Consider the following 25631-nt stretch of genomic DNA (forward strand, 5'->3'; position numbering starts at 1 on the left):
AAGTCATGAATGGGTTTAAATACATCATCGCTCTTTGCTTAATTAGCCTGCAGTTTTCTGCACAGGCTGAGCGAGTCAAAGATGTATCTATGGTTGAGGGCGTGCGCTCAAACCAATTAGTGGGGTATGGTTTAGTGGTTGGTTTACCTGGCACTGGTGAGCAAAGCCGATTTACACAACAAAGCTTTAAAGCCATGCTGAATGGCTTTGGTATCACTTTACCTGATAGCTTAAAACCTAAAATTAAAAATGTTGCTGCTGTGGCAGTGCATGCTGAGTTACCAGCGTTCAGAAAGCCTGGTCAAACCATTGATATTACCGTGTCGTCTATTGGTAGTGCGGGCAGTTTACGTGGCGGTACATTGTTACAAACCTTCCTAAAAGGGGTTGATGGCAATACTTATGCAATTGCGCAAGGTAGTTTAGTGGTTGGTGGTTTAGGTGCTGAAGGGGCTGATGGTAGCCGTGTAATTATTAACACGCCTACAGTGGGTCGTATTCCAAATGGTGCTATTGTTGAACGTGCTATTAAGAGCCCGTTTATGCAAGGTGACTACATTACCTTCAATTTAAATCGTCCAGATTTCACAACGGCAAAACGCTTAGAGCAAACCATTAATGATTTAGTGGGTCCTGACAGTGCTCAGGCAATAGATGCAGCCTCTGTGCGTGTATTGGCACCGCGTGATGCATCTCAACGTGTCGCGTATTTGTCTACCCTTGAAAACTTAGAGTTTAAACCGGCAGATACCGCAGCAAAAATTATTGTCAATTCGCGAACAGGCACAATTGTGATTGGCAAAAACGTGAAGCTACAGCCAGCAGCTATTACCCATGGTGGTTTAACGGTCACCATTGCTGAGCAGCAAAATGTCTCACAGCCAAATGCCTTAAGTGATGGTGAAACCACGGTTACCAATCAAAGCATTATTGATGTCAATGAAGATGACTCACGTGCTTTTGTTTTCAATCCGGGTGTTAATCTAGATGACCTCGTTCGCGCAATCAATGAAGTGGGGGCCGCGCCGGGTGATTTAATGGCAATCCTTGAAGCTTTAAAAGAAGCGGGGGCGATAAACGGGCAACTGGTTATCATTTAAATTAAAACGCGCTTTCGGGCGCGTTTTTTGTTTTTATACCTCTTAATCCTTCAGTGTATAAATATCAGTCAAAACCTTGACCCTGAAGTTACTCCACTCCTATATCCTTTATTAGCCATTCATTTATAAAGTTTTTTATTGGCGCAATTTTTGCATTTTAATTTTCATTATTAACTATTGTGTCAAAAAGCTGATGGATACTAATCATCTCGACAAGCAAAACTTTTTTGATTTAGGCAACTTAGACTCGTTACGTCAAAGTGCGCTAAAAAGTGATGCCTCTAGCGATGCGTCAAAAGAGGCGCTGAAAAAAGCGGCGGCACAATTTGAATCTATTTTCACTCAAATGCTGCTTAAAAGTATGCGTAAGGCAAATGAAGCGTTTGAAGATAAAGACAGCCCATTTAATTCAAGCGGTGTTAAGTTTTTTGAAGAGATGCATGACCAACAGATGTCGGTTGAGCTTTCATCAAAAGGTTCGCTCGGCTTAGCTGATTTAATTGTTCAGCAGCTCTCGCCTGATGGTAAACAGTTTACCCCGGGGTCTGTGCTTAGAACGACGGCTGAGTTTGATAGTGATAAACGCGCCCGCGGCGTAGCGAATGACAGCCACGACATTAAATCTGAGTCACAGCCTGTTGCAGATACATCAGCAAACGAGCAAACAGATAATCGTTTTGAAGATGCTGAGTCATTCATTAGCTCTATTTGGGAGCACGCAAAAAATGCAGCACAGAAGATTGGTTTAAACCCTGCAGTGATGGTGGCTCAAGCAGCCCTTGAAACAGGCTGGGGAAAACACATCATCAGCAAAGCTGATGGCACAAGTAGTAACAACTTATTCAATATTAAATCGGATAGAAGCTGGCAAGGTGACAAAGCGAGTAAAGTCACGCTTGAATTTGAACAAGGCGTGCCTGTTAAAAAGCAAGCTAGTTTCCGCTCTTATCAATCGATTAAAGACAGTGTTAACGATTTTGTGGATTTCTTAAATGAAAACCCACGTTATCAAGAAGCACTTAATAATACCGCAGAGCCTGCTGCCTTTTTAGATTCGTTACAAAAAGCAGGTTATGCAACTGATCCAAATTATGCCGATAAAATTAAGCAGGTATTGAAGCGTGTTGAGCTTCAAAGCGTCGCTGCTTCATTGGTACGTTAAGGAGTAGACCCTCATGTCATTTAGCTTATATGACATAGCAAATGCCGGTGTAAGAGCTAACTCTGAGCTTTTACAAACCACCAGTAAGAACATCGCCAACGTTAATACCGAGGGCTATGTACGTGAGCGCACTGAGTTCACAACCATGATCGATAACCAAGTAGGTCGTGGTGAAACGTATCGTTTACTGAATGAATTTGCGCAAAAGCAATTAAATAGAGATACCTCAAATAAAGCATTCTTTGATCAGTTTGTGACAGAAGCAAGCCGTGTAGATAGCTTGTTCTCAGAAGAGTCAAACAGCTTATCAACTAGTATCAACTCGTTTTTTAACAATGTACAAGAAAGCTTAAATCAACCGTCATCAACAGTTGCACGCTCATTAGTAATGACAGATGCACAAAACTTGATTGATCAAATGGACAGATTATCGAGCATTGTGGTCGACCAAAAAGCGGTGGTGAATGAGCAGCTAGAAATTTTTTCTGAAGAAGCCAATAACCTGATCCAAAATATCAGTGATCTAAATACTAAGATTGCCTCAGTTCACGGTACTGATCGTGAGTCAGTATCAAGTGGTTTATACAATGAACGAGATAAAGCGATTCGTGATTTATCTGAGCTGATTGATATTGAAACACTCGATGGTAATAACGGCGAAAAACAAGTGTATTTAGGCTCTGGTCAAGCACTTGTCATGCAAAGTGGCTCATTTAACCTATTTTCATTCAGTGGCGATCCTGATCCTAATTTTAAAGAACTGAGACTCGATGTGAACGGTGGCAAAGCTGTGCCGCTTGATGTCGATGTGAGTAAGTTAAAAGGTAAAATTGGCGGCTTGTTGGCGTTTCGTGACGATATTTTAGTGCCAGCGCAAAACCAACTTGGTCAAATGGGATTAGCGTTAGCTGATGCCTTTAATCAGCAAAACCGTTTAGGTATGGACGCTAATGGTGAAATTGGTGGTGATATATTTGCAATTCCAACCGTTGATGCGTTTGGCTATCAAGCTAATACGGGCACATCAACAATGACGGCAACGGTGGAACCAGGTAAAGGCAGCGAATTGCCAGCGAGTGATTTTATTATTACCTATACCAGTGCAACCACCGTTGAAATTCAGGCAATCGATAACAAAGGCGAACCTATTGGCACTGCGTCAACAGCCAATGTAACGGCAGGAGTGATTGACTCATCAACCATCACTGGCGGTGAGGCATTTGGCTTACAGCTTAATGTATCAGGCACAGCAAATACTGGTGACCAATTTATGGTGAAGCTAAATTCACAAGCTGCAACGACCCTAGAGCTTGCAACTGAGCGCCCTGAAGACCTAGCGTTAGCATCACCTATTCGAACTGCGAACGATATCAATAATACCAGCGATGCAAGTATTTCTGCTGGCACAGTGTCTGATATTGATAACTCAACGGGGATCACGGTTGGTCCACCACCGAGTTTGGCGAATGGTGATATCACACTCGTGAAAACGGCGAATGCTAACGAATATCAAATCACAGACGGCAACGGTACATCGACGTTTACCATAACACCGCCTGCTGAGAATATTCTTGCTCAAGCTGGGGCACCTTATGATACCTACGGTTTTGACTTCAATATTGAAGGCTCACCTGCAACAGGGGACACCTTCACACTTGAGTTTAACACCGGGGGTTTTGATGATAACCGCAATGGCTTGCTATTAGCTAATTTACAAAACGGTGAGCTAGTGCGTCAAAATGTTGAAGCAAGTAGTACTGCTGATAATCATAAAACCTTTAATCAAGCTTATTCGGCCATTGTCACTGATATTGGTGTTGTGACCAGTCAAGCTCAAACCAATGGTGCGGCTTTTACAGCATTGGCTGATCAGTCTGAAGCTTGGTATGAATCGCTATCAGGTGTAAACCTTGATGAAGAAGCTGCTAACTTACTTCGTTTTCAACAATCGTATGCAGCATCAGCACAGGTACTTGCAACAGCACGTACTATTTTTGACACCTTATTAAGTGCGGCGAGGTAATTATGCGTATTTCAAATAACATGATGTATAAGAATAACCTTAATTCTATTCTTAACTCACAGCAAAATGTTAATAAGGCACAAGAACAGGTTAATACTCAAAAGCGCGTATTAACTGCTGCTGATGACCCTTCTGCCACGGCTCGGGCTTTACTTTATAACGATCGCATTCAAGGCAACGAGCAGTTCACAAAAAATATCACTATGTTGAATAGCCGTTTAACGACAGAAGAAAGTGTACTGCAAAATATTAAAGGTGCACTTGAGTCTGCGTATACGTTATCTATTCAAGCAGGTAATGGTGCCTATAGTGATATCGACCGTGAAGGGATCGCTGAAGAAGTTAAGGCACTGCAAAGCACTGTACTTGATCTAATGAATGCAAAGACCGAAGACGGTAAGTTTATCTTTTCGGGCTATCAAGATAACACTCCTTCTTATAGTTACAATAGTACGTCTGGTCGCTATGAATATGGTGGCGATCAGGGGCAACATAAAATCAAAGTGGCTGAAGGTGTAGAAATCAAATCAAGTGACAATGGTTTTGATACGTTCGAAAAAGTAAATGCACGTCTAAATGTGGCCTCAAACGACGGCACTGTTTCAGGCGGTATTACAAGCTCAAAAATTTATGTGACTGAGCAAGCAGATTTCGATAAATTCCACCAAGCTAATTACAACGCTGATCCTGCTGCGGCTGCAAATGCCAATACATTAAGCTTTATTACCACTACAGGTACACCTAATACTTATGTGGTACAACAAGCGGGTGTAACAATTGACAGCGGCAGCTTTGAAAACGGTAAAATCGAATATCAAGGTATGGAAATTTCTGTTTCGCCTGTTGCAAACGGCCAAATCGATGTAGACCTTGAAGCACCACAAAAAGAAAATGCGTTAAATACCTTGGACGATCTGATTGCAGGACTCACAAATCCTAATTTAACCCAAGATGAGTTTGATCAGGTTTTAGCGGATGCCATTGTACAACTCGATAATGCCAAAAATCAGGTTTCTCTTGTTCAGGCTGGCTTAGGTGGTCGGTTAAATACGGCCAAGAAAATCGAACAATCTAATAGTGACTTAGATACCAGTAATAAAGCAGCAAAAGCGGAACTCGTTGAGCTTGATATGGCTGAAGCGATTACTGAACTGACCAAACAAGAAACATCACTGCAAGCTGCACAAGCAACATTTGGCCGTTTGGCTAACCTATCATTATTTGATTACTTATAATTTATCTAGGTTAAGCTCATTTTATGAGCTTAACCTATAAAACCTACCTTAAGCTTTCCACTTAAACAGCTGTTTTAACGCACTCTTTGTCGCGTTTTGAGCTTCAGCAATACTTCACAGTAACGATTTTAATGACAACCAGAAGCTATGTTTAGTTAAAAATATTAAATATTTTTCATTTAAATACAGTGTGTTAAATAAAAAATGAAAAATTGTTTAAAAATTCACTAAAGGATTTTTTGAGCGGACCGATAACTTAATTAACCAAGCAGAGTAACAAATAACAGTTACCGCTTAATTAGAGTAAGTTTGAGAGTAAATGATAAGTTTACTTCGGGAGAAATATCATGGCACTTTATGTAAATACAAATGTTAGTTCATTAAACGCTCAAAGACAATTAATGAATTCTGGTAACTCACTTGATACTTCATTCAAGCGTTTATCATCAGGTCTTCGTATCAACAGCGCAGCTGACGATGCGGCTGGTCTACAAATTTCTGACCGTTTAACATCACAAATCAACGGTCTTAACCAAGGTAACCGTAACGCGAACGACGGTATCTCTTTAGCGCAAACAGCTGAAGGTGCACTAGACGAAGTAACATCAATGTTCCAACGTATTCGTACTCTTGCACAACAAGCGTCGAATGGTTCAAACACTGATGAAGACCGTTTAGCGATTCAAGAAGAGATTCGTTCATTATCAGCAGAGGTTAACCGTGTAGCTGAAGATACAACATTCGGTGGTCAAAACCTTCTTGATGGTACTTATGATGCTAAATTCCAAGTTGGTGCTGATGCAGTTCAAACTATCGGCTTCAGTATGCAAAACGTAGGTGGTACAGCTGCGACAAACAGTATCTCTACAAATGGCGGTTTCACGTTATCTGGCATTGCTGGTGTAGCGAGTGCTGTAGGCGGAAAAGGTTTAACAACGCTAGCGGCTGGTGTATCTGATATCTCTGGTTCTGCAATCGGTGCAACAAGTGACTTCCAAACTAAGTTCAGAGAAACATCTATCAGTGTGTCATCTCAAACAAATGCACAATACGTGTTAGCTGGTATGGATGCGATGATTGCGGTAGTTGATAAAAAGCGTGCAGAGCTAGGTGCGGTTCAAAACCGTTTCCAATCAACAATTCGTAACCAAGCTAATATCTCTGAAAACTTAAGTGCAGCTCAGTCTCGTATTAAAGATACAGACTTCGCGACTGAAACAGCTAACTTAACTAAGATGCAAATCTTACAACAAGCTAGCCAAACAATCTTGAGTCAAGCTAACCAACGTCCTCAAGCGGCATTAAGCTTACTAGGTTAATAGTTGGGAATTTGAGTTAAAGTGAAGTCAAAACTTTGACTTAAAGAAAAGCGCCTTTGTCTAATGGGGTATTAACAAAGGCGCTAAGATAGGATTATAAAGCGGAGGCGCTCAAAATCCTGACAGTAGTGTTCTAACATTTGTAAGAACATAAAATATAAAGCACAGATTATGCCATAATTTGTGTTATTAAACCCACTCTTAAACTTATCTCTCTTAAGGCTCCTAAATGGAGCCTTTTTTCATTCCTTTTTTAATCTTAATTAATAGTTGGCCTATTAATTGCTCTATTTACTTCAAGTTAATTAACTAACAAGCAAAGTGGCAGTTTTTTGCCCCAGGCGACTTAGATTTGCCGCTGTAAGGGTCACTTTGTCAAATTCACTTTTAAATAAGTGACTTTACTTTGACAGATAAGAAGAGAGTTTATTATGGCTTTATATGTAAATACTAATGTTAGTGCATTAAACGCACAAAGACAGTTGGATAGAACAGGTGGCGATTTAGATACCTCGTTTAAACGCCTTTCATCAGGCTTACGTATTAATAGTGCAGCAGATGATGCGGCTGGTTTACAAATTTCTGACCGTCTACAATCACAAATTTTGGGTTTGAATCAAGGTAACCGAAATGCGAATGATGGTATTTCACTTGCTCAAACAGCTGAAGGTGCATTAGATGAAATTACATCGACTTTTCAGCGTATCAGAACTCTAGCTCAACAAGCCGCTAACGGCTCGAATACTGATGAAGATAGACTGGCAATCCAAGAAGAGATCCGTCAACTGTCTGCAGAAGTAAACCGAATTTCAACCGATACTACTTTCGGTGGTCAAAACTTATTAGATGGTACTTATAAAGCTAGCTTCCAAGTAGGTGCTGACGCTGTTCAGGTTATTGGCTTTAGTATGCAAAATGTTGGCAGTACAGCGGCTACAAACAGCGTTTCAGCGAATGGTGGCTTCACTATGTCTGGTATCGCGGGCATTGCTTCAGCTGTTGGTGGTAAAGGTTTAACAACACTTGCTGCAGGTGTATCAGAAATTGCTGGTTCAGCTATCGGTGCTACAAGTGATTTCGCGACCAAATTTACAGAAACAGGTATTAGTGTATCTTCACAGACTAATGCACAGTATGTTTTAGCGGGTATGGATGCGATGATTGCGGTCGTTGATAAGAAGCGTGCAGAGCTAGGTGCTGTGCAAAACCGTTTCCAATCAACAATTCGTAACCAGTCAAATATTTCAGAAAACTTATCTGCTGCAAAATCACGAATTAAAGATGCTGACTTTGCTTTAGAAACAGCTAATTTGACTAAAAACCAAATTTTACAACAAGCAAGCCAAACAATTTTAGGTCAAGCAAATCAACGACCTCAAGCGGCTTTAAGCTTGTTACAAGGCTAAAATTAAAAATTAGTTAAAAAAATTTACAAATAAAGCTAAAGCTTTCGCTTTATCGTCCGATAAACGAGTTAGAGAACTATCAATCTAGGACTCTAAGTCGGTTAAACAGCAGGGTAGGGGTATCCCGCTGTTTAGCTATAAAATGATAAAGCGGAGGCTAATATGGCTTTATATGTAAACACTAATGTGAGTTCTTTGAACGCACAAAGACAGTTAAGTAAATCAGGTACTTCACTTGATACTTCTTTCCAACGCCTTTCATCAGGCTTACGTATTAATAGTGCAAAAGACGATGCTGCAGGTATGCAGATCGCTAACCGTTTAACAAGCCAAGTTAATGGTTTAACGCAAGGTAACCGAAATGCGAATGACGGTATCTCTTTAGCGCAAACAGCTGAGGGTGCACTAGACGAAGTAACGTCAATGTTCCAACGTATTCGTACTCTTGCACAACAAGCGTCGAATGGTTCGAATACTGATGAAGATCGTTTAGCACTTCAAGAAGAAATTCGTTCACTTTCTGCAGAAGTTAACCGTGTTGCTGAAGATACAACGTTCGGTGGTCAAAACTTACTTGATGGCACATACGATGCTAAATTCCAAGTAGGTGCTGATGCTGTGCAAACTATCGATTTTAGTATGCAAAACGTAGGTGGTACTGCTGCAACAAACAGTATCTCTACAAATGGCGGTTTCACGTTATCTGGTATTGCTGGTGTAGCGAGTGCTGTTGGCGGTAAAGGTTTAACAACGCTAGCTGCTGGTGTATCTGATATTGCGGGTTCTGCTATCGGCGCAACAAGTGACTTCCAAACTAAGTTCAGAGAAACATCTATCAGTGTTTCATCTCAGACAAATGCACAATATGTGTTAGCTGGTATGGATGCGATGATTGCAGTAGTTGATAAAAAGCGTGCAGAGCTAGGTGCGGTTCAAAACCGTTTCCAATCAACAATTCGTAACCAAGCTAATATCTCTGAAAACTTAAGTGCAGCTCAGTCTCGTATTAAAGATACAGACTTCGCGACTGAAACAGCTAACTTAACTAAGATGCAAATCTTACAACAAGCTAGCCAATCAATCTTAAGCCAAGCAAATCAACGCCCTCAAGTAGCGCTTTCACTACTAGGCTAATATTTGTTTTATAAGTCACTTCAGGCTCAGGAAATTTGCTTCGAAGTGGCTTATACTTACCGAGTAAGATATTAAGAGGTGTTACTATGATAGATCTTAATTCAACGCAAAGGTCTAATGATAACCTTACTGCCGGTGGAAATTCTGCAAATTTAAAAGCCGAAATAGATGATATTAAAGCAAATAAAGGCACAGAAATTGCTGGTAGAGAGCCCGTGGATATTGAACAAGTTTCAAAAAGAAATGAGCAAAAAGACAAAAACGATCTAATTGCCGAAGTAAAACAAAACCTTGAAAAACTCAATAGCTATATCCCAGTTACATCAACAAATTTAATTTTTGAATTTGATGAAAAGGGAGATCCACCCATTATCAAAGTTCTTGATAAAGAAAATGACGAAGTAATTCGAGAAATTCCAACAGAAGAATTTCGTGAAGTGGCTAAAGCTTTAGAAGAGTTTGCCGATAAATTAAGCAATAAAGGTTTGTTGTTCGATAGAACGGCATAGCAATTAGTATTTTAGGAGTATTACTATGGCATTAATTACATCTGCTGGGGTTGGTTCTGGACTTGATCTGGAAAGCATCATCAGTGCGACACTATCAGCTGAGAGTACCCCTAAATTAAATGCGCTCGCTGAAAAAGAAGAGTCTTTACAGGTAGAGCTTTCGTCTTTAGGCGAAGTTAAATCTGCAATGTCAAAGCTTCAGGATACTATTGAAAAGTTAGCTGATATAGATAACTTTAACAAGCGAATTGCGAACATTAAGCAACCGACCAGTGATGATGGCGACCTCATATCAGTAACACCAACTTCAGATATTTCACCTGGGGACTTCAATATTGAAGTGGTAGAGCTTGCTCAAGGTAGTCGAGCGACATCTAATGCTGGCCTATTTACCTCAACAGATGATGTTGTTACTGCTTCTGGTGGTACATTGTCTTTTTCTGCAGGTGACAAGAGCTTTGACTTAACACTCGATGCGGGTGCAACGCTTGCTGATTTACGTGATGCAATTAATGATTCAGACGATAACTTTGGTGTTACTGCTAATATCATTAACACGGGGACTGAATCAAAGTTAGTTCTTACATCAAATGTATCAGGTGCAGGTAATGATTTAGTTATTACCAACGATACGGCCGAACTTGATAATGTTTCAACACTTGCTAATGATGGCGTTACTGCAGGCGGTATTGCAATTGCTTCAGGTGATGAAGCTAAAAGTGCAGAAATTAAAGTGGATGGTATTTCAATTGTTAATGATACCAATACATTTAAAGATGCTGTACAAGACATGACAATTGTTGCAAAGCGACAAAGTGTTGACGGTGAAACGGCAAAGTTATCTGTAAACGTTGACACTGAAAGTGTTACTAAGCTAGTTGATGAGTTTATCGCGAACTATAATAACCTAATAGGTCAAATAGGCCTACAAACGCGTGTAGGTAAACCTCTAAATGCAGATTCAACAATTCGTTCATTCGATTCTCAATTAATTAATGCTCTTTCAACACCTATTACGGATGCAGGTCCGTTTTCAAGTATCTTTGATATTGGTTTAGGTGTTGATAAAGATGGTTACTTGGAAAAATCTAGCCTAGTCCGTAGCTTAAATGAAGCTATGGATGAGAATTATGATGATATTGGCAAGGCTTTTGCAGGTGAAAATGGGATAGCAAAACAATTAGAGTCTCTTTTTGACAATTATTTAGACTCTAAAGGAATCATGAATCAACGAGAAACTAACTTAAATTCTCAACTTGATGACCTAGAAGATGATGTTATTAATCATGAATATAGAATGGAAGAGTTAGAAGCAAGACTTCGCCAGCAATATGCAGGCTTAGATGTGTTGTTAGCGCAAATGCAGTCAACGCAAACGTACTTAAGTGCACAACTATCTAGTCTTCCAGGATTTACTAAGTCATCATCATAAAAGTTATTTTTCTCTTTGTTTAGGCATATAGGTGAACCATGTACAACGCAAAAGTTAAAAATTATCAAAAGGAAGCACTTAAAACTCGCATTGCAGGTGCTGACCGTTACGAAATCATTCAAATGCTAATGGCTGGCGCTATTGAAAAGATGGTGCTGGCGAAAGTGGCAATTGAAAAAAGACACCTTGAAGCCAAAAGTGAGCATCTATCAAAAGCATCAGCGATTCTTGAAGCGCTAAGAGGATGTTTAGATTTTGAAGTAGGTGGAGAGGTTACTGAAAACCTTTATGCATTGTATTCGTACATGATTGACCGGTTGTTAGATGCAAGCATTAAGAATGATCCTGAAATAGTGACTGAGGTCTCTAACCTTCTTAAAGAAATTAAGTCAGCGTGGGATGCCATTCCGCATGATGTTCGTGAAAAAACACTTTTAGATAATGGTGTAGACGCGAATGTTGGATAATCAATTAGCTGACTTTGAGAAGCAAATTGATCAAATCAACTCATCATTAATCAAGGAAGATTTTGAACAATGCGAATCTTCTTTTAAAAAATTAGACCATGACATTAGAACTTATTTTGATCAAAATGCTCCCTTAGTTGATTCTAATGTTGAGGTTTATCAAGTATTTTATGATAAGTTCGTTGATTTAGTGACTAATTTAGAAAACCGAAAAAAAACATTAGCCAAAACGATAGCGTCCCAGTTACGTACCAAAAAGAAGCTCGATGTTTATAAAAGTATCAAGTAGGTAAAAAATGACCAAACTCCCCTCTGTTGAGGCTCAAATCGAGTCCCTTTCAAATAAAATCGATGAGACAATTGAGCAGCAAAGAAGAGAGCAAGAGTTCGCGGATAAGGCAAATTCTAAGTTTGAAGAAAATCTTTTAGCGTTTAAGCAATATTTCCCTGAAATTTTTGAAAAATTCCTTAAATACGAACCAAGTGAACACTTTCAATTTATTCTAAACGACAATGGCACTGCGAATATTATTGATTATGAAACAAGAGTGCCTATGTACTCTTCAGATCCTATTAAGCAAGCTGTTGAGCAAGTTCATAAAAACCTCGAAAATCCAATTTTAGGCAAAACCGATCACTCAGCTATTTCATCTGTAGAGAATCCGTTAGATTTTATTCATATCGATTTGATGAATAATTTAGGGAAGCTTTTTGGTGAAGCAAAGGCCAATTTACCTGTCAATAACTCATTAGATGAGAAACTGCCAAGTCTAATGTTGTTTGGTATTGGCCTTGGTTATCACTTACCTGAACTCATTGAAAAACGTGAAATTAGTTTTATAAATATCATTGAGCCTAACGAAGATTACTTCTTTGCAAGTTTATTTGTAGCTGAATGGAAGAGTATCTTAGAAAGTATTGATAAAAATGGTAGCTTTCTTTACCTAGGTATTGGTAAATCTGAAGACGAAGTATTCAAAAATATCTATGACAGAAGCCGTAATGTAGGTATCGCGTCTGTTAGCTATACTTGGTTCTATCAACATTACCCATCTCAAAAAATGAATAAATGGATTGATGAGTTTAAGACTAATTTTCATCAATTTTTTACCGGTTTTGGTTTTTTTGATGACGCTATGATGGGCATCGCACACACGCTTGGTAATTTAGAAAATGAATTTAATCTAATGAGCGTGCAAAAGCCAATGAACAAAGAGATGGCTGAATTTCCTGTAGTTATCATTGCGAATGGACCATCTCTCGACCAAGAAATAGAATTTCTACAAAAACTGCAAGACAAAGTCGTTATTCTATCTTGTAATTCAGCATCAACGGCTTTAGTCAAAAAGGGAATTATTCCTGACTTTCATGTTGCTTTAGAAAGAACAGAGATGACCCATGATTTCTTACGGGACTTTTTGCCTGAGTCTGCTCGTAAGAAAATGAATTTGCTTGTTACGAATGTGATGCACCCAACAGTTTCTAGTTTATTTCCTTGGACGGGGTTTGGTCTTAAAGGGAATGAATCTGCAACTCAGTTAGTACATTTAGCTCAATTTATTAATAGAAAACCAATCACTGAGGTGCTTTCTTACTGTAACCCATTGGTTGGTAACACTGCGTTGAGTTATGCATGTCATCTTGGTTTTAAGAATATTTACCTCTTTGGTGTAGATAACGGCTATGTTGATGAGGATTATCATCACTCTAAATCGAGCTTTTATTACAACAAAGAAGGTCAGGTAGAACATAAGCCTTTAAAGATAGGTAAACAAATCGCACTGCCAGGAAACTTTGTTCCTACTATACTCACTGATGAATTTATGAGTGTAGGCAACATTCAAATGGAAAAGTTAATAAATTCATTCCAAAATCAGGGGATTAACTTTTATAACTGCAGTAACGGTGCAAAAATTAAAGGTGCCACACCTCTGCATTCTGACTATATCTACTTAGAACCTACTTCATTAAGTAAATCAGCAGTCGTTGAGTATGTGAAGGAGCACCGTTTCTCTACGAGAGTCGATTTAGGTGAGGTTGAGCCTTTACTTCATTTCGAAGAGTTTACAGAATTCTGTAAAACAATGGCAGAAATGCTAAAAGAAGAAACGGCTATTCGCTCTGATGCACTCAACAACCTACTGAAAAGTGTTCGTTATTTATATTCTTTTAAAAATTCAGCGAAATATTTAAACGTATTTTTGCTGTTTGAAGGTGAAGTGCTTTATACCACGTCTTTATTAGTATCATTACTTTATAACTATGGTAATGAAACGGAAATTTTAGAGTACTACAACAAAGCACTTGACTGCTGGATTTCATTTATTGAAGGTGCTCCTGACTATTACAAAGAAAATGTACGACTATGTAAATAAAGATATTTTTAATAGAATTTATCTTTATATCTAATAGGTTCACGATAAAAATTTGGGCTTGATATATTCATCCAGTCAAATGTTTGAATATATCAAATGGATAATACACTCCCTTCAGTAGAAGAATTTAAGATTATGACCGCAAAAAAAACAACAAGCAGCATTGCTCTTCAAAAAAGGGCAAAAAGTATCATCCCAGGATTAACCCAATTGCTTTCTAAGCGACCAGATATGTTTAGTACCAATATTTGGCCTGGGTATTTTTCTAAATCAAAAGGATGCCAAGTGTGGGATCTTGATGGTAATGAGTACCTCGATATGTCTATTTCGGGTATCGGTGCAAATATTCTTGGTTATGCGGTAGATGAAGTTGATGATGCGGTTATTAACTCTATTCGCAATGGGGTTAGTTCTAGCTTAAATTGCCCTGAGGATGTTGAGCTTGCTGAGAAGTTATTAGAATTACACCCTTGGTCTGAAGAAGTTAGATATGCCCGTTGTGGCGGTGAAGCAATGACTGTCGCAGTGCGTATTGCACGAGCAGCAACAGGTAAAGATAAAATTGCTTTTAGTGGTTATCATGGGTGGCATGATTGGTACTTATCAGCCAATGTTACAAGTAATAGTAATCTTAACGACCATTTAATTCCTGGCCTTTCACCTAAAGGTGTTCCAAAGGCGCTAGCAGGAACAGCACTCCCTTTTCCTTTTAATGATATCGAAGCGCTAGAGCAGTTAGTTGCTGAAAATGGTGAAGAGCTTGCAGCTATCGTGATGGAGCCAATGAGAAATTTTGCCCCATCTGAAGAATACTGGCAGCAAGTTGAGGCCATTGCAGCACGATTAAATATCCCATTAATTATTGATGAAATATCTATGGGCTTTAGGATCAACTGTGGCGGATCGCATTTGAAGCTGGGTATTAATCCTGATATTGCAGTTTTTTCTAAGGCAATGGCTAATGGCTATGCTATGGCTGCCGTCATAGGCAAGTCTAAATGGATGGATGCAGCACAAACTAGTTTTATATCTAGCACTATGTGGACTGAACGAGTAGGGCCTACAGCTGCATTAGCAACGATCAACTATTACGAGCAACACCAAGTCCATGAGCATCTAGCCGTAATCGGTGCAAAAATTAAGGATGGCTGGCTAAGTTTAGCGCAAAAGCATGGCCTTGAAATTCATGTTTCTGGTATTGATGCCCTTTGCCACTTTAGTTTAAAGAATGAAAACTTTTTGACGCTTAAATCCTACTTTATTGAGAAAATGTTAGAGCAAGGTGTATTAGCAACTAATATGTTTTACTGCATGTATGCGCATAAAGAGCACCACGTTGAGACTTATTTAAAAGCGGTTGATAATGCGTTTTCGGCCATAGCCGATGCGATTGAAAACCCAGAGTTACTGGCACATGTTATTCCATCAACCTCGGGCTTTAAAAGGCTGAATTAAGATGAACTTACTGACTTCAGATAGGTTTAAACTAAGATACTTAGAAGCAGCGGATGCATCGGCTAAGTATTTAAACTGGTTGAATTCAGGTGTTAGCGAATTCATCCTAAATAAACCAGAGTCTAACAGTGGCCTTGTTGCATATATTGAAGAGCAGCTTGCAGATAAAGATGTGTATTTTTATGGCATTTTTACTCTTGATTGTGATGAGCATATTGGAAATATTAAGTTTATCATCAAAGGAAAAAGCCGCGATTGTGTTGAAATGGGTATTCTGATTGGTGAAAAAGCGTGGCATGGCAAAGGGGTTGCAAAGGAAGTAATTGAATGTTTTGCACGCCATGCAAAGCAGCAATTAGGTATTACTAAAATGCAGCTTGGTGTTGACTCAGCTAATACTGCTGCCGTTTCGGCTTATTATAAAATAGGTTTTAAAGTTGTAGATGATGGTCGAAATGATGGCGGTCTAACAATGTTATGGGAGTTTTAAGTTGTTGAATACTTTTACTGAACAGCTTGTTTCAAAGCTTCTGAACAACGATTTTTATATTGTAATTCAAGCTAGAATGACGTCATCTCGTTTACCTAAAAAGGTAATGCTGCCTCTTGGAACAAAGCCTGTATTAGAAGTGATGCTTGAAAGATTGGCTCCTTTTAAAGAGAAGATCATTATCGCGACAACAGATGATGGCACTCAACGACCGATCACTGAGTTGTGTGAACGACTGGGTGTGAAATACGTTGAAGGTGACACTAACAATGTATTAAGTCGCTATTACCTAGCTGCACAGTCTGTAAATGCAAACTCAGATACTGTGATTGTTCGTTGTACCAGTGATTGTCCTCTCATTGATTTAACTGAAACCGCACGTGTTATAGACCACTTCTATAGTGTGCGCAGTGAGTATGATTATATTTCGGCTGGCCCTCACTGTGGTTTTCCTAATGGTTTTGATACAGAAGTGTTTACTTTTGAGGCGCTTAAATCAGCCTTTGAATGTGCAACAGAAGATTTTGAAAAAGAACATATGACGCAATATATTTGCAGAAATATGAAAGTGGCTGACTATAAGAACGTTGATGATTTCAGTCATTGGCGTTTAACTTTAGATGAGCCAGCTGATTATGAGTTAATTAAAGCCATTTATAGCTTATTCGATTACCGTACTGATTTCACATTTGATGAATTAAAACAAATGCTAAGCTCTCATCCTGATATACTTAAGATCAATGAGCACGTAGAACAAGTTCAAGTTGGGTAATATGTTTAAGAAAGAATTTAAAATAGCTGATACATGGGTAGGGCACGATCACCCTTGTTATATCATCGCTGAAATGTCAGCTAACCATGGTCAATGTTTAAATAAAGCTAAAGAGTTAGTTCATGCCGCTCATGAAGCCGGTGCTGATGCGATTAAGCTACAAACTTACACCGCAGATACTTTAACCATGGATTGTAAACTTCCACACTTTGAAGCGACGGGTCCATGGCAAGGTCAATACTTACATGATTTATACAAGACAGCTTATATGCCTTGGGATTTTCATGCGGAACTGTTTGAACTATCAGCAAAACTTGGACTTACTTGTTTTTCATCACCATTCGATAAATCGGCAGTCGATTTATTAGCACAATTAGATGCTCCAGCCTATAAAATTGCTTCACCTGAACTAATTGACCACCAATTAATTCGTGATGTTGCCGCTACTGGTAAACCCGTAATTATGTCTACAGGTGGTGCGACGTTAGTTGAAATTGCTGAGGCGGTAAAAGTCGCAGAAGATGCGGGTGTTACTGAACTTGCATTGATGAAGTGTACAAGCACTTATCCTGCTCCTGCAGAGACTATTAATTTGCGAACTATCCCTCATATGCAACAGGCTTTTCAATGTCCGGTTGGTTTATCTGATCACACACTGGGAAATGATGTGCCACTGGCTTCAGTTGCCGTCGGGGGATGCATGATAGAAAAGCACTTTGTATTAGACAAAACAGATAATACTGCAGATAGCTTTTTTTCAATGACCCCATCGGAGCTTCAGGCTCTTGTTCATGGTGTGAGACAAATTGAAAAAGCACTGGGCAAAGTTGATTATCCATCCGTTGCCTCAAAAGCACGTCGCTGTGTTTACATTATTAAAGATATTAAAGCTGGAGAGCAGCTGAGCCCTGAGCATTTGAGACAAATGCGTCCTGGGGGCGGCGAAATTATGCCAAAAGAGCTGCCAAACCTTATTGGACGAACAGTTAATAAAGAATTACGTTGTGGCACTCAATTGTCTTGGAGTGACCTAAAGTGAGCGATATGAAACAAGATTTAATTCAATCGGTTCAGCAATTTTTATTAGAACGCGGTGTATTTGTTGAAGATGCTGACATTGCTGAATATGACTTTGTAGCTGCGGGAGCGTTAGACTCATTTGAGATACTGAGCCTTATTATGAGCTTAGAAACTGAATATGGTATCGCGGTTCCTCCAGAGTTAATGGTCGACGGTGAAAATGCAAAGGTAGGAAATTTAGCGACTGCGTTAGTGAAGTTAAATGATAGCAATTAGAGTCGATACACTATGTGGCTTGGGTCACTTTATGCGTTGTAAATGGCTCGCGTTAGAGTTGCAATGTTTAGGTGAAGAAGTTGTTTTTTTAGTCGATACACAATTGTCGGATCATTTAACTAAAGAACTCGGAAATATACATTTATTACCCTATGCAAAAACACAGATAGAAGATGCGGCTAACTGTGTTCAGCTTTTCAACGAGCAACAGCTCATTATTGATAAATTAATTATTGATAGCTATCGTTTTGATATTGAATGGGAATCAGAGATGGCTAAACATGTGCCATCAATTATTGCGGTTGATGATCTTGAAAGAGAGCATTTAGCAGTGCTGGTTATCGATAGTAAATGGAATGCTGAAAAGACTTCGTCACGTTATCAAAGTACTGCACTTGAATCACAACAATTTTTACTTGGTCCTGATTTTTCGATGCTGTCTAGGGCTTATCGAAACTGCGCGCAAACAGAGCGCTCAAATAAAGAGCTTATGTTCTCTCTCGGCGGTGGTGGCGACTGGAAACAGCTTACTGAAATCATACGATTAATTCTTGAAACAGCGCCAGAGTATAAAGTTAATCTAATTATAGGCCCTAATGCTACATCCGTTACTCAGCTACATGAGTTAGCTTTAGGTCACTCACAATTAAATTTAATTGAAGCACCTCGTTGTTTAGCAAACTACTATAAAAGCTGCACCTTGTTTGTTGGCGCTTTAGGCACATCCTTGTATGAGCTGGCTGCGACTAAAACCCCTGCGTTAACGTTCTCAATCGCAAAGAATCAAGAAAATCAACAAACTGCATTAGATGATTTGGGGCATTATTTTCATATCCCAAACTTAATTGACTATCCACCAGAACAGGTTTTAAAGTTAATTTTAGCAATGCTACAAAATATAGAACGTATCCACCTAATGCGTGAAAACGTTGCTGTAAAAATTGATGGCGAAGGTGCAAGTCGTGTTGCTAAGTTAATTACTTCAGAGCTTGCTTCTAGCCAGATTACTCAAGCCAATAGCAACTTAATTGAAAGCCAGTATCAGCATTTAACCGACACAATCACGTTAAGGCGAGTGGTTGATCAGGACATAAACCGCTATTTGGCAGCGAGAAACTTACCGAACAATGCATGGCGAATGACGATCACAAAAGATATCGATCAACTTGATCATTATTGCTGGTGGTTTGCTAATCGACGCGATTCTTATGTTATGGAAGTTAAAGGCAAGCCGTTACTTTACGTTTGGCATCAATTGTATGAAATAGAACAGCAAAATTATTTAATTGGTGGCTGGTTTGCAGCAAGTGACGATGTTAATTTTGCCCATGCTCAACTAGTATTAGATTGGCAACTAAAAGAGACTGAGCAAACATACCCAGGTGCAATGTGGGTAGCCGTTATTAATAAAGAAAATAAGTTTGTAAATTTGCTTAATCAGCGAGCAGGATTTAAATCTATTGCAGGGGATGCGAAAAAAATGGCAGTGACCCAACATTTATTTCCAAATGCTTCGATTGATGATTTTAATTTTGTAGGAAAAGGGTGAGTAGGTGGATAAAGGTATTTATGAGTTATTTGCTACGAATGTCGCTAACACTCCCACTAAGGTAGCTGTCGTTTTTCAACAGCAAAGCGTAACGTATGATGAATTAAATCAGCAAGTTATTAAGCTTACTAGCCACTTTTTAAAACAAGGTGTTACGCAAGGCCAACGTGTTGCAATATTTGCACCTAACGGTATTGAATTTATTGTTTCGCTGCTGGCAATCGCTAAATTAGGTTTAGCCGCTGTGCCGTTACCTGTTAGCTTAAAAGGACTTGCTCTGACGGTTGCTCTTAAGAAAACCCCCGTTGCTAAGGTGATTGCTTGGCCGACCATTAGCAAATCACTTCTTGCAGATAACCTTATTGAAGCTGAAAATTTAATAACATTAGGCCAAAGTGTTGCTAATGAAACAAATTGGCTTTGTGTTCAACAAGCTGAAGCAGAATGCTTTTTTACTGATGCAATTGATACGCAAGCACCTTACATCTTGACCATGACTTCTGGTTCTACCGGTCAACCTAAGCCAATAGTGTTGAGCCAAGCTTGTAAAGTAAATAGAGCATTTGATGCGACCATAAACTACTACGGATTAACGTCCGATGACGTTATTCTCGTAGCGACTCCTATGTACCACTCGCTAGCTCAGCGTGGTGTGCTCATGCCGTTGATGCTTGGTGCAACAACGGTTGTATTACCAAAGTTTAATTTGAAGCTATGGCTACAAGCAATTGAACTGCACCAAGTGAGTTTTCTATTTGCCGTTTCATCTCAATTAGTAAGCTTAATTCAAAACGGTGTTGAAGGGCATGACTTGAGCTCTTTACGTTGCCTAGTATCCTCTTCGGCGGTATTAGATAAAGAGAGTAAACAAAGCTTACTTTCTTTGCTTAGTTGCCGTTTACACGAGTGTTACGGAGCTTCAGAGGTTGGTGTTGTGACTGATTTCGCGGTATCAGAACACCCTGAATTGAGCGGCAGTGTAGGCAATGCTTTACCATTTGTGACTGTGAAAATTACCGATGAGCATGGCCAAGAATTAGCTGCAACAGAAGTTGGAGAAATTTGTTGTAAAACAACAACCGGGTTTAGTGGGTATCATAAATTACCGGAAAAAACGCGAGAAGCTTATTATCTTGGTGATTTTTTCAAAACCGGAGATTTAGGTTACCTCGATGAGCAAGGCTATTTATATTATGTCGGCCGTAAAAAAGAGTTGATCTCAAGTGGGGGGATCAATGTATACCCTCAAGATATTGAAGCCGTGATAAAAATGCATCCAGACATTGAAGATTGCGTGGCTTTTTCAATTCCAGACTCTCAGTTTGGTGAGGTAATAAAAGTTGTTTATACGACGCTTTCGGCGTCAGTAAATGAAACAGAATTAAAGAAACTGTGTTTACAGCAATTAACCGATTATCAACAGCCTAGAGTGTTAGAGCAAATTGATAGTTTTGAAAGAAGTAGTTTAGGCAAAATTCTTCGTCAGTTGGTCAAAGAAAAGTATTCGCAATAGCCATAAGTTGGCAAAGCAGCCTATGAAGGCTGCTTTATAAAGTTTTTTATTTTGGAATTGCGTACAGTATTATCTCTAGACCGAAATCGCCATGACAATGAAGTTTGTACTCATAATTAGGGTTATAGCTTTCAATTTGCTGAGCTATTTGCCAAAGATGAGCAGGCTCATGATAGACGGAAATAGCGAGTAGCGGGGATTGGTGCGTTATAATTTCTTTTGCGCCCTTCAATGCATGTGGCTCTGCGCCCTCGATATCCATTTTAATGAAATTAACCGCAGAGGCTATGCTGGTATCATCTAACGCTATAACAGGCAGAAGTAAATTGTTGTCTGTGATTTGCTGTGAGTCAGCAAACTTGCCTTGTGAAAGGTCTGCACTGAAGCTCAATATTGTATTTTCTTCCCATACACCACATGGAAATAAATAAGTCTTAATACCTTGAGAGACTAATTCTTTCGCTGTTTTGTTTAATAAGTGGAAGTTCTTTGGATCAGGTTCAAAACACTGCATTGTGTTTAACTGTATATCTGCTTCTTTTAATACTTGTGCTGCACTTGCAAGTGTATCGCCGATATATGAACCGCAATCAATAAAGTTAATCCCTTTTTTCCAAAGAGGAAGTTTCAGTAACCAAGGTGGAAAGTATTGGGTTTGCCAGTCGTTTTCAACATAGCTTTCACTAGAGGGTGAGCTACGAAATGCGATGATATCATCAAGACACTTTTTGCTCTCATCATCGCTTAGTCTTTCTTTAAGCCAAGTTAACTGTTCTTTGTCGTTCTGTGTGCTAGAGATTAGTTTTGCTCGGTAATCCTTTGAAATAAAACGTTCTAAAACATATGGGTAGCTATTAATGATTTCATTCATGTTTAGGCATTCTTGAACACCCATTCCAATTAGATCCTGCTTAATAGCTTCACTTGTACAAGATACCGATACAAGCATGGTTACATTTTTATTGGCAATATTGTCAGGTTTGTAAATTGGACAGCCTTGGTACTCAGTTTCTTGCGTGTATAAATCGACAAAAAATTCTATTTTAATTCCATGTTCTGAAAGTGCATGATAGATTTTTTGCCCATTACCACCGGCGCCATAGATTGCTATAGGAAGGTTATTCATCATAATTTAATTACCTCTTTTAAGCTTTATCCACTGCGCTGACTCGACTGATTCTTGCGCTGCTTTAAATAAGTTCAAGCCGTCTTTTGCTTGCTCTAAGCCAAATACATAGTCATTTTTTTTGTCTGTACCAGCTAAGTAACAGCAAAGTTCTTCGTAAATATCTGTATATAAATTAGAAAAGGCTTCAACAAATCCTGTTGGGTGACCTGGCTTCATTCGGTTATATCTAAATTGGTTAGCATACTCACACTGTCCGGCTCTATCTAAGATTTCTCTGCGACCGTCATTGTAGTTTAACTCTAATTCATCAGGGTTTAGTTGGAACCAACGCGCGCTTCCTTTATCACCGTATATTCTGATTTGAAGTCCATTGCGGTGGCCAATAGCCGTTTTTGACATCCACATACTACCCTTGATGTTATTTGGGTAGTTCAGCAACATATTTACATCATCAATTAAATTTGGGTATTGAGAATGGTTAGTAAACTGTGCGATTGTTTCCGTTGGCTCCATTTCAAGTAAGTATGTTGATAAGTGGTGTAAATGCACCCCTAAATCCAAGCAAATGGTTGGCACTTCAAAATCTTTTAATCGCCACGCTTGTGGCATCGATGGTTTACCTGCAATATCTGGCGGCCTTCTGAATCCCTCTTGTGGCATTTCAAGGTGAATTTTTTGGATAGTGCCAAGTGCACCTTGCTTTACTAGGTGTTTCAACTCTCTGACCATCGCATAGCCACTGTAGTTGTATGTAACAGCTAGAAAGTGTTTATTTTTATCGTAGCAGGCTTCAATTTCAGCGACTTCAGCAGGGCCGGTAACAAGTGCTTTTTCGCAAATAATCGGTAAATTCGCCTTTAGAAGCGTGGTTATTACCTCAATATGATGGGGTGTTGGTGTCAGTATAACAAATGCATCAACATGGTTTTTCTCTTGCTCTATAAGCTCTTGCCAATCGTTGTATAAATGCTTTTCTGAAACTCCCCATCTCTGCGCTGTTGCACTATTTTCATCGGGGTTTCTTGAAAAGGCACCTGCAACTACTGCAAACTTGTTATCGAGTTGACTTGCGGCGAAGTGAACATAGCCTACAGCTGAGTTATTGCCACCGCCAATAAAGGCAAGTTTTAATTGTTTATTATTGTCATTCATATATATCTGCCTTTTTTGATCATAGCCATTTATCGGCAATCAATCATTTTTCTAAACTATTTATAGTTGCCAATTTGCTGGATTGGTGAGTCTTGGATCATTAACCGTCATTTCTTTGAGCACGTCGTGAGAGATTTTGATGCTGCTTTGATAGGCCTCTAAAATTTGCTCTAACTCGGACTCTGAGTTCACACCGACAACTATTTTATCTATTTCATCTTCTTTTAAAGCATATGCAAGGCTGAGTGTTAGTGCCGATACACCAAGATGCAGCGCTAACTGATGAAATGATTCTAAATTTTGCTTCCAAGGTTTAAAGTAACTAGCTAACTCATTGATGGGCATTAATAACAAGCCTTGTAAAAAACAAGATCTAGCGTGCACTTGAGTGTTGTTTTTACTTAGTAATGAAAGAGCGCCAGTGTCTTTAAAGTAGGTATCAAATGCATTGTAAGGTATTTGCACAAGGTTAATTTCGCTCAACTGTGTGAAGCTATCCACCTCTGCACCTGAATACAAAGAAACCCCTTTACTCGCTAATTGATTTTCTAATTGTCGTTGTTTTAAACACGCTAAAACGGGCGCTACACCTTGTTTCTCAATGTCGCTTGCTTGGTGAAATAGGATTGCATTTAGTTTTTGAGTTTTAAAATCTGAAAAACATTGCTCAATTAATGCAATGTAATTATCTGCATCCTGATTAGAAAATTGCTCTTTTTGTAGAGGAGGTAACTTAGTAACTATGTTAAAGCGGTCATTAATCGAAGGATAGGATGCCAACACTTGGTGACTCTCGCCGTAACCAAGTGCGGTATCTAATGTTGTAATGCCTGCGTCTTTTGCAATATCTAAAATGGCATGAGCCTTGGCAATGCTTGGTTGACCAAGCTTATTACTGACACCGTAATTCAAGCCAAATTGCACTGTACCTAGAGCAAGCTTCATACTAAACCAATCAATGTATCGATAACGAATTGCTGCTCATCTGCTGTCATAGTTGGGTGCAGAGGAATAGTAACAGCCTGTTTATAGTAGCTTTCTGCATTAGGGAAATCACCGTCCGAAAAGCCTAAAGCTTGATAATAAGGCTGTAAATGGATCGGTATATAATGCAAGTGAGCAATAATTCCTTGCTCGCGCATGCCTGTGATGACCGACTTATGTTTTTCTACATCACACTGTGTTAAACGAACAATATATAAATGGTAGCTAGAGTAACAATCATCCGATTGTGTCAAATGAGCTACCGTTGAATTTGCAAACGCATGGTTATATGTTGTTGCAATGTCGTTTCGCACTGATACAAAGTTGTCTAGCTGCTTTAATTGACTCAGTCCTAAAGCGGCTTGCATATCCGTCATTCTATAATTAAAACCAAGCGCTAGCTGTTGATAATACCAAGGGCCGTGACTTGGCTCGGTCATTTCTTCAGAAATATTAGTAATACCATGGCTTCGCAAGCGGCTCATTTTTTTGTTGAGCTCAGCGCAGTTGGTAACTGCCATACCCCCTTCAGCAGATGTGATTATCTTGACTGGATGAAAGCTAAACACAGTAATATCTGAATAAACACAGCTGCCAACTGGCTTGTCTTTATACTTTGCGCCAATAGCATGCGAGGCATCTTCAATAACCTTAAAACCATACTCTTTGGCAAGTGCATTGATTGCAGCCATATTGCATGACTGACCAGCTAAATGAACAGGGATCACGACTTTAGGGAGTCGCTGGTTTTGTTTGGCTAATGTTAGTTTTTCTTTAAGTGCTGCAACAGACATGTTGCCTGTTTCAAGGTCGATATCAACAAAGTCGACCTCTGCGCCACAATACAGCGCACAGTTACTCGATGCGACAAAGGAGATTGGCGACGTCCATACAATGTCACCTTTACCTACGCCTAAAGCAAGGCAAGCAATATGTAACGCTGAAGTCGCACTGTTAGTGGCACAGGCATAGTGGGCACCACAATATTCTGCAATGGCACTTTCAAATGCAGGAACCGCAGGTCCCTGCGTTAGCCAGTCAGACTTTAATACATCAATTACGGCATTGATGTCATCCTGTGAAATACTTTGTTTGCCGTAAGGAATTACCTTATTCGTCATAATGAAGT

Annotated in this window: 23 protein-coding genes; 19 read left to right on the forward strand and 4 right to left on the reverse strand. The window is 39.3% G+C overall.

The window, feature by feature from the left end; genetic code table 11:
• Nucleotides 1–5: 5 nt before the first annotated feature.
• The 19 genes from NH153_RS18035 (at nucleotide 6) to NH153_RS18125 (ending at nucleotide 21237) form a co-directional block, all read left to right on the forward strand.
• The gene (locus NH153_RS18035; RefSeq protein WP_054553304.1) at nucleotides 6–1100 is read left to right on the forward strand and encodes a flagellar basal body P-ring protein FlgI; all 1095 of its coding nucleotides are present in this window, start codon (nucleotides 6–8) and stop codon (nucleotides 1098–1100) included.
• Between the two features lie 193 nt (nucleotides 1101–1293).
• The gene (gene flgJ / locus NH153_RS18040; RefSeq protein WP_063706530.1) at nucleotides 1294–2262 is read left to right on the forward strand and encodes a flagellar assembly peptidoglycan hydrolase FlgJ; all 969 of its coding nucleotides are present in this window, start codon (nucleotides 1294–1296) and stop codon (nucleotides 2260–2262) included.
• 13 nt (nucleotides 2263–2275) lie between these two features.
• The gene (gene flgK / locus NH153_RS18045; RefSeq protein WP_063706532.1) at nucleotides 2276–4285 is read left to right on the forward strand and encodes a flagellar hook-associated protein FlgK; all 2010 of its coding nucleotides are present in this window, start codon (nucleotides 2276–2278) and stop codon (nucleotides 4283–4285) included.
• Nucleotides 4286–4287: 2 nt separating this feature from the next.
• Nucleotides 4288–5520, forward strand: coding sequence for a flagellar hook-associated protein FlgL (flgL, locus tag NH153_RS18050; RefSeq protein WP_063706534.1), 1233 nt, complete (start codon nucleotides 4288–4290; stop codon nucleotides 5518–5520).
• Nucleotides 5521–5867: 347 nt separating this feature from the next.
• Complete coding sequence (locus tag NH153_RS18055; protein WP_063706536.1) at nucleotides 5868–6839, forward strand: flagellin N-terminal helical domain-containing protein; 972 nt, start codon at nucleotides 5868–5870, stop codon at nucleotides 6837–6839.
• A gap of 431 nt (nucleotides 6840–7270) precedes the next feature.
• The gene (locus NH153_RS18060; protein WP_063706538.1) at nucleotides 7271–8245 is read left to right on the forward strand and encodes a flagellin N-terminal helical domain-containing protein; all 975 of its coding nucleotides are present in this window, start codon (nucleotides 7271–7273) and stop codon (nucleotides 8243–8245) included.
• A gap of 162 nt (nucleotides 8246–8407) precedes the next feature.
• Nucleotides 8408–9379, forward strand: coding sequence for a flagellin N-terminal helical domain-containing protein (locus NH153_RS18065; RefSeq protein WP_063706540.1), 972 nt, complete (start codon nucleotides 8408–8410; stop codon nucleotides 9377–9379).
• Between the two features lie 86 nt (nucleotides 9380–9465).
• Nucleotides 9466–9888, forward strand: a complete 423-nt coding sequence (locus tag NH153_RS18070) for a flagellar protein FlaG (protein ID WP_063706542.1) — start codon at nucleotides 9466–9468, stop codon at nucleotides 9886–9888.
• Between the two features lie 25 nt (nucleotides 9889–9913).
• Complete coding sequence (gene fliD / locus NH153_RS18075; RefSeq protein WP_063706544.1) at nucleotides 9914–11320, forward strand: flagellar filament capping protein FliD; 1407 nt, start codon at nucleotides 9914–9916, stop codon at nucleotides 11318–11320.
• Nucleotides 11321–11358: 38 nt separating this feature from the next.
• Nucleotides 11359–11787, forward strand: coding sequence for a flagellar export chaperone FliS (gene fliS / locus NH153_RS18080; protein ID WP_063706546.1), 429 nt, complete (start codon nucleotides 11359–11361; stop codon nucleotides 11785–11787).
• The gene (locus NH153_RS18085) at nucleotides 11777–12076 is read left to right on the forward strand and encodes a hypothetical protein (RefSeq protein WP_063706548.1); all 300 of its coding nucleotides are present in this window, start codon (nucleotides 11777–11779) and stop codon (nucleotides 12074–12076) included. The genes fliS and NH153_RS18085 overlap by 11 nt, the downstream gene beginning before the upstream one ends.
• Nucleotides 12077–12083: 7 nt before the next feature.
• Nucleotides 12084–14162, forward strand: a complete 2079-nt coding sequence (locus tag NH153_RS18090; protein WP_063706550.1) for a motility associated factor glycosyltransferase family protein — start codon at nucleotides 12084–12086, stop codon at nucleotides 14160–14162.
• Nucleotides 14163–14297: 135 nt separating this feature from the next.
• On the forward strand, nucleotides 14298–15617 hold the full coding sequence (locus tag NH153_RS18095; RefSeq protein WP_063706552.1) for an aminotransferase class III-fold pyridoxal phosphate-dependent enzyme: 1320 nt from the start codon (nucleotides 14298–14300) through the stop codon (nucleotides 15615–15617).
• Between the two features lies 1 nt (nucleotide 15618).
• Nucleotides 15619–16107, forward strand: coding sequence for a GNAT family N-acetyltransferase (locus NH153_RS18100; RefSeq protein WP_063706554.1), 489 nt, complete (start codon nucleotides 15619–15621; stop codon nucleotides 16105–16107).
• 4 nt (nucleotides 16108–16111) lie between these two features.
• Nucleotides 16112–16879: a cytidylyltransferase domain-containing protein gene (locus tag NH153_RS18105; RefSeq protein WP_267894591.1), complete on the forward strand. Its 768-nt coding sequence runs from the start codon at nucleotides 16112–16114 to the stop codon at nucleotides 16877–16879.
• A 1-nt stretch (nucleotide 16880) separates the two neighbouring features.
• Nucleotides 16881–17918 (forward strand): pseudaminic acid synthase, encoded by a 1038-nt coding sequence (gene pseI / locus NH153_RS18110; protein WP_063706555.1) that lies wholly within the window; start codon nucleotides 16881–16883, stop codon nucleotides 17916–17918.
• Nucleotides 17919–17923: 5 nt separating this feature from the next.
• Nucleotides 17924–18175 carry a phosphopantetheine-binding protein gene (locus NH153_RS18115; RefSeq protein WP_240494388.1) on the forward strand — a complete coding sequence of 84 codons (252 nt, stop codon included), beginning with the start codon at nucleotides 17924–17926 and terminating at the stop codon, nucleotides 18173–18175.
• Complete coding sequence (pseG, locus tag NH153_RS18120; protein WP_063706558.1) at nucleotides 18162–19724, forward strand: UDP-2,4-diacetamido-2,4,6-trideoxy-beta-L-altropyranose hydrolase; 1563 nt, start codon at nucleotides 18162–18164, stop codon at nucleotides 19722–19724. The genes NH153_RS18115 and pseG overlap by 14 nt, the downstream gene beginning before the upstream one ends.
• Nucleotides 19725–19728: 4 nt before the next feature.
• Nucleotides 19729–21237: a class I adenylate-forming enzyme family protein gene (locus NH153_RS18125; RefSeq protein ID WP_063706560.1), complete on the forward strand. Its 1509-nt coding sequence runs from the start codon at nucleotides 19729–19731 to the stop codon at nucleotides 21235–21237.
• Nucleotides 21238–21283: 46 nt separating this feature from the next.
• Here NH153_RS18125 and NH153_RS18130 read toward each other — a convergent pair whose 3' ends face one another.
• The 4 genes from NH153_RS18130 to pseC are packed head-to-tail and all read right to left on the reverse strand — an operon-like array spanning nucleotide 21284 to nucleotide 25623.
• The gene (locus tag NH153_RS18130) at nucleotides 21284–22366 is read right to left on the reverse strand and encodes an FkbM family methyltransferase (protein WP_063706563.1); all 1083 of its coding nucleotides are present in this window, start codon (nucleotides 22364–22366) and stop codon (nucleotides 21284–21286) included.
• A 3-nt stretch (nucleotides 22367–22369) separates the two neighbouring features.
• The gene (locus NH153_RS18135) at nucleotides 22370–23518 is read right to left on the reverse strand and encodes a Gfo/Idh/MocA family protein (protein ID WP_063706565.1); all 1149 of its coding nucleotides are present in this window, start codon (nucleotides 23516–23518) and stop codon (nucleotides 22370–22372) included.
• 60 nt (nucleotides 23519–23578) lie between these two features.
• Complete coding sequence (locus tag NH153_RS18140) at nucleotides 23579–24463, reverse strand: aldo/keto reductase (RefSeq protein WP_063706567.1); 885 nt, start codon at nucleotides 24461–24463, stop codon at nucleotides 23579–23581.
• Complete coding sequence (pseC, locus tag NH153_RS18145; RefSeq protein ID WP_063706569.1) at nucleotides 24460–25623, reverse strand: UDP-4-amino-4,6-dideoxy-N-acetyl-beta-L-altrosamine transaminase; 1164 nt, start codon at nucleotides 25621–25623, stop codon at nucleotides 24460–24462. Before pseC ends, NH153_RS18140 begins: the two co-directional genes overlap by 4 nt.
• Between the last annotated feature and the right edge of the window lie 8 nt (nucleotides 25624–25631).

Source organism: Pseudoalteromonas gelatinilytica (assembly GCF_001641615.1).
In the GTDB taxonomy this organism is placed as follows: Bacteria; Pseudomonadota; Gammaproteobacteria; order Enterobacterales; family Alteromonadaceae; genus Pseudoalteromonas; species Pseudoalteromonas gelatinilytica.

Excerpts from the sequence above, each read along its gene's own strand:
- NH153_RS18035 (WP_054553304.1), top strand. The coding sequence starts at position 6 with ATGAATGGGTTTAAATACATCATCGCTCTTTGCTTAATTAGCCTGCAG.
- flgJ (WP_063706530.1), top strand. The coding sequence starts at position 1,294 with ATGGATACTAATCATCTCGACAAGCAAAACTTTTTTGATTTAGGCAAC.
- flgK (WP_063706532.1), top strand. The coding sequence starts at position 2,276 with ATGTCATTTAGCTTATATGACATAGCAAATGCCGGTGTAAGAGCTAAC.
- flgL (WP_063706534.1), top strand. The coding sequence starts at position 4,288 with ATGCGTATTTCAAATAACATGATGTATAAGAATAACCTTAATTCTATT.
- NH153_RS18055 (WP_063706536.1), top strand. The coding sequence starts at position 5,868 with ATGGCACTTTATGTAAATACAAATGTTAGTTCATTAAACGCTCAAAGA.
- NH153_RS18060 (WP_063706538.1), top strand. The coding sequence starts at position 7,271 with ATGGCTTTATATGTAAATACTAATGTTAGTGCATTAAACGCACAAAGA.
- NH153_RS18065 (WP_063706540.1), top strand. The coding sequence starts at position 8,408 with ATGGCTTTATATGTAAACACTAATGTGAGTTCTTTGAACGCACAAAGA.
- NH153_RS18070 (WP_063706542.1), top strand. The coding sequence starts at position 9,466 with ATGATAGATCTTAATTCAACGCAAAGGTCTAATGATAACCTTACTGCC.
- fliD (WP_063706544.1), top strand. The coding sequence starts at position 9,914 with ATGGCATTAATTACATCTGCTGGGGTTGGTTCTGGACTTGATCTGGAA.
- fliS (WP_063706546.1), top strand. The coding sequence starts at position 11,359 with ATGTACAACGCAAAAGTTAAAAATTATCAAAAGGAAGCACTTAAAACT.
- NH153_RS18085 (WP_063706548.1), top strand. The coding sequence starts at position 11,777 with ATGTTGGATAATCAATTAGCTGACTTTGAGAAGCAAATTGATCAAATC.
- NH153_RS18090 (WP_063706550.1), top strand. The coding sequence starts at position 12,084 with ATGACCAAACTCCCCTCTGTTGAGGCTCAAATCGAGTCCCTTTCAAAT.
- NH153_RS18095 (WP_063706552.1), top strand. The coding sequence starts at position 14,298 with ATGACCGCAAAAAAAACAACAAGCAGCATTGCTCTTCAAAAAAGGGCA.
- NH153_RS18100 (WP_063706554.1), top strand. The coding sequence starts at position 15,619 with ATGAACTTACTGACTTCAGATAGGTTTAAACTAAGATACTTAGAAGCA.
- pseI (WP_063706555.1), top strand. The coding sequence starts at position 16,881 with ATGTTTAAGAAAGAATTTAAAATAGCTGATACATGGGTAGGGCACGAT.
- NH153_RS18115 (WP_240494388.1), top strand. The coding sequence starts at position 17,924 with ATGAAACAAGATTTAATTCAATCGGTTCAGCAATTTTTATTAGAACGC.
- pseG (WP_063706558.1), top strand. The coding sequence starts at position 18,162 with ATGATAGCAATTAGAGTCGATACACTATGTGGCTTGGGTCACTTTATG.
- NH153_RS18130 (WP_063706563.1), bottom strand. The coding sequence starts at position 22,366 with ATGATGAATAACCTTCCTATAGCAATCTATGGCGCCGGTGGTAATGGG.
- NH153_RS18135 (WP_063706565.1), bottom strand. The coding sequence starts at position 23,518 with ATGAATGACAATAATAAACAATTAAAACTTGCCTTTATTGGCGGTGGC.
- NH153_RS18140 (WP_063706567.1), bottom strand. The coding sequence starts at position 24,463 with ATGAAGCTTGCTCTAGGTACAGTGCAATTTGGCTTGAATTACGGTGTC.
- pseC (WP_063706569.1), bottom strand. The coding sequence starts at position 25,623 with ATGACGAATAAGGTAATTCCTTACGGCAAACAAAGTATTTCACAGGAT.